Below are 5,172 nucleotides of genomic sequence, written 5' to 3'. Positions count from 1 at the left end.
TATATATTAGCCCCATCAGAAGCTTCTGCTAACCTCTCACGCTACGATGGAGTTAGATACGGCTATACGTACCCCGATTCGGAAAATATGTGGGAAGTGATGGAAAAAACCCGTGAGCTGGGTCTCGGGCCTGAGGTTAAACGCCGCATCATGCTTGGAACCTATGCTCTCAGTGCGGGTTATTATGATGCTTACTATCTTAAAGCACAAAAGGTTCGCACTATTATTAGCCGTGAATTTTCAGCTGCTTTTGAAAAGTACGATGCACTGGTTTCACCCACCGCCCCCTGCACAGCTTATAAACTGGGAGAGAAGCTGAATGATCCAATGCAAATGTATTTAACCGATGTATGCACACTCCCAATAAACATTGCAGGTATTCCAGCGATATCAATTCCGGCAGGCTTTTCTGAAGGTTTGCCAGTAGGGCTTCAAATCATGGCCAAACCATTCAACGAAAATACCCTTTTCAGGATCGGCTACGCTTACGAACAGGCTACTGATTTTCATAAACAAAAACCAACTCTTCCTGAATAACCTATCGGGGGCAATTCTTAGAAGCAGTACTTGTAAGATTAAATGATAGAAATAAAAAACCTGACTAAAAAGTTCAAAAGCACACTGGCAGTAGATGATATAAACCTGGAAGTAAACGAAGGTGAAGTCTTTGGCTGCCTTGGCCACAATGGCGCCGGCAAAACTACTACCATGCGCCTCATCCTGGGCTTGCTTCGTCCAACGTCTGGCACAGCATATGTCTGGGGGCAACCGCTTAGCCAGAATCCGCATCTTCGGCGTAAAGTCGGAGTCCTGCTGGAAAATGATGGCCTGTACGAAAATCTTTCCGGAGAGGATAATCTGGATTACTATGCCAGGTTATATGATGTAACAGATCGACAAAAACGAGTGTCCTCGCTTCTTGAATACACAGGGCTTACCGCCCGCGGTAAAGATAAAGTTGGTACTTATTCCAGGGGAATGCGACGCAAACTCGGTCTTGCCCGGTCTATACTTCACTCTCCTTCGGTTCTTCTTTTAGATGAGCCTTCCGCCGGTCTTGATCCAGAAGTTCAAAAAATGGTGAGAGATCTAATACTAAATCTTGCCAGAGAGCAAAAGATACTAATATTCTTAAACTCCCATGATCTTGACGAAGTAGAACGCATCTGCGACCGCATTGCCATCCTCCAGCGCGGCAGAATAATAGCCTGTGATTCCATCAAGCATTTACGTTCTGTATCCAGTGAGCCGGCAGTTGAAATCGCCCTTGAAGAAAAGGAGAAGCTGGATAACGCTGCAATCATTATTAAATCTATTGAACATGTGGCAAAGACTATCATCTCTGACGGTAAAATTAAGGTGATTTTCAAATCGGGTAAATCACCAGACCTGTTGCCTGCCCTGGTGAATGCTGGAATCCGGGTAGATGAAATCAAGCGAACCAACCGCTCCCTGGAAGACATTTACCTCGAAATTATCCACCGGGAGGAAAAACAATAGTGGCTACCTGTCTGGCGATAGTCCGCAAAGAGATAAAAGAGCTGATTGCCAGCCGCAACACTATGTTTTCCTCTCTGGGGGTTGCATTGGTTTTTGCCGTTATTTACGGCATGTCATTAACTGGAGAAGGATCAATCGGCGGAATAATATCCGTCGATGGCACCATGTTCTTTCTGTCTATCATGCTGGGAGTGTTTATGGCGTATTCACTCACCGGTCATGTGTTTTACAAAGAGAAAACCGACCGCATTATTGAAACCTTGCTCTCAAGTCCGGCAACACTTCGCCAGATTTGGCTCGGCAAAGTTATTGCAGTCAGCCTGGTTGCTTATACTCTTGCGCTGACTTCTGTTTTTGTTTTATTGATAATTACTGGGGTTAGAAATCAGGAGATTATTCTTCCCGGAGCATCGGTAATTTTTCATATAATGGTAGTAGTGCCTATTTTTATTGCCGCTTTTGTCGGTTTAAATGGAGTAGCCCAACTGGCTTTAGGTATGAAAGAAAACCGTTTACTTGGATTTATAATCTTTGTCCCACTATTTGCAGGGCTCTATGGGCTGGGATTCAGTATAGGCTCAGTCACCACAATAACCTGGCTCTATACCGGACTGGTTCTGGCTGGCGCTTTATTACTGATAGCCGTTGCTGCATTTTTAATTCGCTTTTTATCTACGGAAAGAATAGTTACTTCATTAGGATAAGATCTGTTACAATCATACAAACGTTTGCTTGTTTTTCAATTATTTGAGGTGTCGCTATGTTAAATAAAGTGTTAAGGTTACTGGAAGATGACGGTCGTTTAACTCCAGAGCAAATCGCTACTATGCTGGGCGCTGACACTGATCAGATAGAACAACTTATCCACCAGGCAGAAATAGACGGTTTAATACTGAAGTACAAGGCGGTAGTTAATTGGGACAAATTAGCTGAAGAACAGGTATGGGCTATCATCGAGGTTCGTGTAACCCCACAGATGAAAGCTGGGTTCGATGCCATCGCTGAGCGTATCTACCAATTCCCTGAAGCCAGAACAGTGATGCTTGTTTCCGGTACCTACGACCTGGCAATTATCGTTACCGCACGCAACATGCACGAAGTTGCCAGCTTCGTTACGCACCGGTTGGCACCAATAGAAGGCGTACAGGGCACTACTACCCATTTTCTATTGAAACGCTACAAGGAAGATGGTGTAATACTTGATGATAAGAATAAAGGCATGCGCCAGCAAGTGGTACTTTAAAACATACCAGGAGAAGATTATCTGGTGACTACGCAATCCAAAATACAAGATGTAAAATATAACAACCGTCTTGCCTCCAGGGTTGGAAATATTGCACCATCCGGAATACGCAAGTTTTTTGACCTTCTGGCTTCAATGGACGGGGTAATTTCACTGGGTATTGGGGAACCGGATTACCCTACACCTTATCACATTCGCGAAGCCGCTATCTCATCAATTGAAAACGGGTACACAATGTATACTCCTAATACAGGAATCCCAGAGCTACGCCAAGAGCTTTCAAAGCATCTTAACAGCCATTATCACCTTGAATATGATCCAGATTCCCAAGTTTTAATCACCGTTGGGGTAAGTGAAGCAATGGACCTGGCTGCACGGGCACTTGTTAATCCGGGTGACGAAGTTCTTATACCTGATCCGTGCTATGTTTCATATTCAGCCTGCGTAATACTTGCTGGCGGCAAACCGGTCATGATACCAACCCGCGAAGAAGACCGATTCGAAATATCGGCTGAGGGCATCGAACCTTTTATCAGCAAAAAAACTAAAGCCATTATCATTGGCTATCCTGCCAATCCTACCGGGACCGTTATGCCGCGCGAAAAACTCGAAGATATAGTCCAGCTAGCTAACCGTTACGGGATTATTATCATTTCAGATGAAATATATTCCCGTCTTGTTTATGAGTGCGAACATACCTGTGTAGCTACTTTACCTGACGCTTATGAAAATACTGTTTTTTTGGGCGGTTTTTCCAAAGCTTACGCCATGACTGGCTGGAGAGCAGGTTATGCAGTTGGTCCTTCCGCCATTATTGCTGCTATGACCAAAATCCATCAGTATACTATCATGAGCGCCCCCACAATGAGCCAGGTAGCCGCAATTGAAGCCCTTAAAAGCGGAGAGGCAAGTGCCGCAGAAATGGTTGCAGATTACAACAAGCGAAGGCTGATTATATTAAAAGGTCTATGTGATATAGGATTATCCTGCTATAAGCCGCAAGGAGCGTTTTACGTTTTTCCTTCAATTAAAAACACCGGGATGACGAGCGAAGAGTTTGCGCATGCTCTTCTAATGGAAGAAAAGGTCGCCGTAGTGCCGGGAAACGCTTTCGGTCAATATGGAGAAGGTTACATTCGCTGTTGCTATGCAACCTCTCTCAAAGAACTCTACGAAGCGCTGGAAAGAATGAAACGTTTCTTAAAACGCCGCGGGATAAGCTAATTCAGCCTAAATCCATGCCGGGGAATTATATAATCCCATTGCCTGCCGGACATCAACCATTGTTTTATTAGCGATAATCCGCGCTTTTTCAGCCCCTTCCTCCAAAACCTGACGCACCAATTCAGGATTTTGTTCAAGCTCCCGGCGACGTTCACGAATCGGCGCCAATTCATGATTCATCTTTTCCGCAAGGCGTTTCTTGCAATCAACACATCCGATAGAAGCATCGCGGCATTTATGAGCGATTTCCTCAATTTCATTTGCATTGAAATACCCATGAAGCCGGTAAACATTGCATATATCTGGATTACCTGGATCCGAACGGAACTTGCGCGAAGGATCGGTAATAGCACTCATTATTTTTTTTGTTGTTTCTTCAGCGGTAATGGCAAGCTCGATTAAATTGCCAGTTTGCTTACTCATTTTTTCTCCGTCCAGCCCCTGTACAACCGGGAAGTTTGTCAATCGTCCTTCAGGCTCGGGAAAAACCGGCTTAAATCTGGTATTGAATCTCCTTACAATTTCCCGCGCCAGTTCCAAATGAGGCATTTGATCTTGTCCAACTGGAACGAGTTCGGCCTTGTAAAGTAATATGTCTGCCGCCATAAGAACAGGGTATCCCACTAAGCCGTAATTTACATTTTGGGGCTGAAGCTTAACCTTTTCCTTGAAAGTAGGCACCCGAAGCAGCCAGCTCAAAGGAGTCACCATAGAAAGATAAGTATTAAGTTCGGTGACTTCGGGCACATGTGACTGTACAAAAAGTGTGCTTTTCTGCGGTTCGATGCCGGCTGCCATTATATCCAGAACCATCTCATGGGTAAGCCGGACCAATTCAGAAGTATCTTCAAGAGAAGTCAGCGCATGAATATCCACCACGCTATATACACAGTCAAACTCATCCTGCATATTGACCCAGTTTTGTAATGCCCCCAGGTAGTTACCAATATGCAGCCTGCCAGTAGGGCGCATGCCCGAAAAAATGCGCTTCTTCATGTTTCTCCTTCAAGGGTTAATGTTTGAGTCTAGCACAAAGCTAATTTTACCTTCAAATCTACCAGGAATCCGAAATCTGTTCAAGCCTGGAGATTACTCCGGCAATGGTTTCATCATCAGTAGATGCGCCAGCGGTAACACCAACCCTCTTTTTACCTTTAAGAAGAGATGGGTCGATTTCCGCAGAAGTTTCGATCAGGTGAGTTTCT

6 protein-coding genes are annotated in these 5,172 nt (G+C 44.6%); 5 read left to right on the top strand and 1 reads right to left on the bottom strand.

Annotation, left to right across the window (positions count from 1 at the left end; all coding sequences use genetic code 11):
- The 5 genes from PHX29_06930 to PHX29_06910 all read left to right on the top strand — a co-directional run.
- Positions 1-537, top strand: a 537-nt coding sequence (locus tag PHX29_06930) for an amidase family protein (GenBank protein ID MDD5605616.1), incomplete at its 5' end; no start/stop codon positions are given.
- 42 nt (positions 538-579) lie between these two features.
- Positions 580-1,500: an ABC transporter ATP-binding protein gene (locus PHX29_06925; GenBank protein ID MDD5605615.1), complete on the top strand. Its 921-nt coding sequence runs from the start codon at positions 580-582 to the stop codon at positions 1,498-1,500.
- Entirely contained in the window at positions 1,500-2,204 is a 705-nt protein-coding gene (locus tag PHX29_06920; GenBank protein MDD5605614.1) for a hypothetical protein, read from the top strand. Before PHX29_06925 ends, PHX29_06920 begins: the two co-directional genes overlap by 1 nt.
- A gap of 56 nt (positions 2,205-2,260) precedes the next feature.
- Positions 2,261-2,743 (top strand): Lrp/AsnC family transcriptional regulator, encoded by a 483-nt coding sequence (locus PHX29_06915; protein MDD5605613.1) that lies wholly within the window; start codon positions 2,261-2,263, stop codon positions 2,741-2,743.
- A gap of 24 nt (positions 2,744-2,767) precedes the next feature.
- The gene (locus PHX29_06910; GenBank protein MDD5605612.1) at positions 2,768-3,967 is read left to right on the top strand and encodes an aminotransferase class I/II-fold pyridoxal phosphate-dependent enzyme; all 1,200 of its coding nucleotides are present in this window, start codon (positions 2,768-2,770) and stop codon (positions 3,965-3,967) included.
- A 6-nt stretch (positions 3,968-3,973) separates the two neighbouring features.
- Here PHX29_06910 and trpS read toward each other — a convergent pair whose 3' ends face one another.
- Positions 3,974-4,963, bottom strand: coding sequence for a tryptophan--tRNA ligase (trpS, locus tag PHX29_06905; GenBank protein MDD5605611.1), 990 nt, complete (start codon positions 4,961-4,963; stop codon positions 3,974-3,976).
- Between the last annotated feature and the right edge of the window lie 209 nt (positions 4,964-5,172).

This window comes from Dehalococcoidales bacterium (assembly GCA_028717385.1).
Lineage (GTDB): Bacteria > Chloroflexota > Dehalococcoidia > Dehalococcoidales > CSSed11-197 > CSSed11-197.
The sequence above is the reverse complement of the archived record's forward strand: the minus strand, read 5'-3'. Positions and strand labels throughout refer to the sequence as shown.

Coding starts and splice junctions, on each gene's coding strand:
- PHX29_06925 (MDD5605615.1), top strand. CDS start 580: ATGATAGAAATAAAAAACCTGACTAAAAAGTTCAAAAGCACACTGGCA.
- PHX29_06915 (MDD5605613.1), top strand. CDS start 2,261: ATGTTAAATAAAGTGTTAAGGTTACTGGAAGATGACGGTCGTTTAACT.
- trpS (MDD5605611.1), bottom strand. CDS start 4,963: ATGAAGAAGCGCATTTTTTCGGGCATGCGCCCTACTGGCAGGCTGCAT.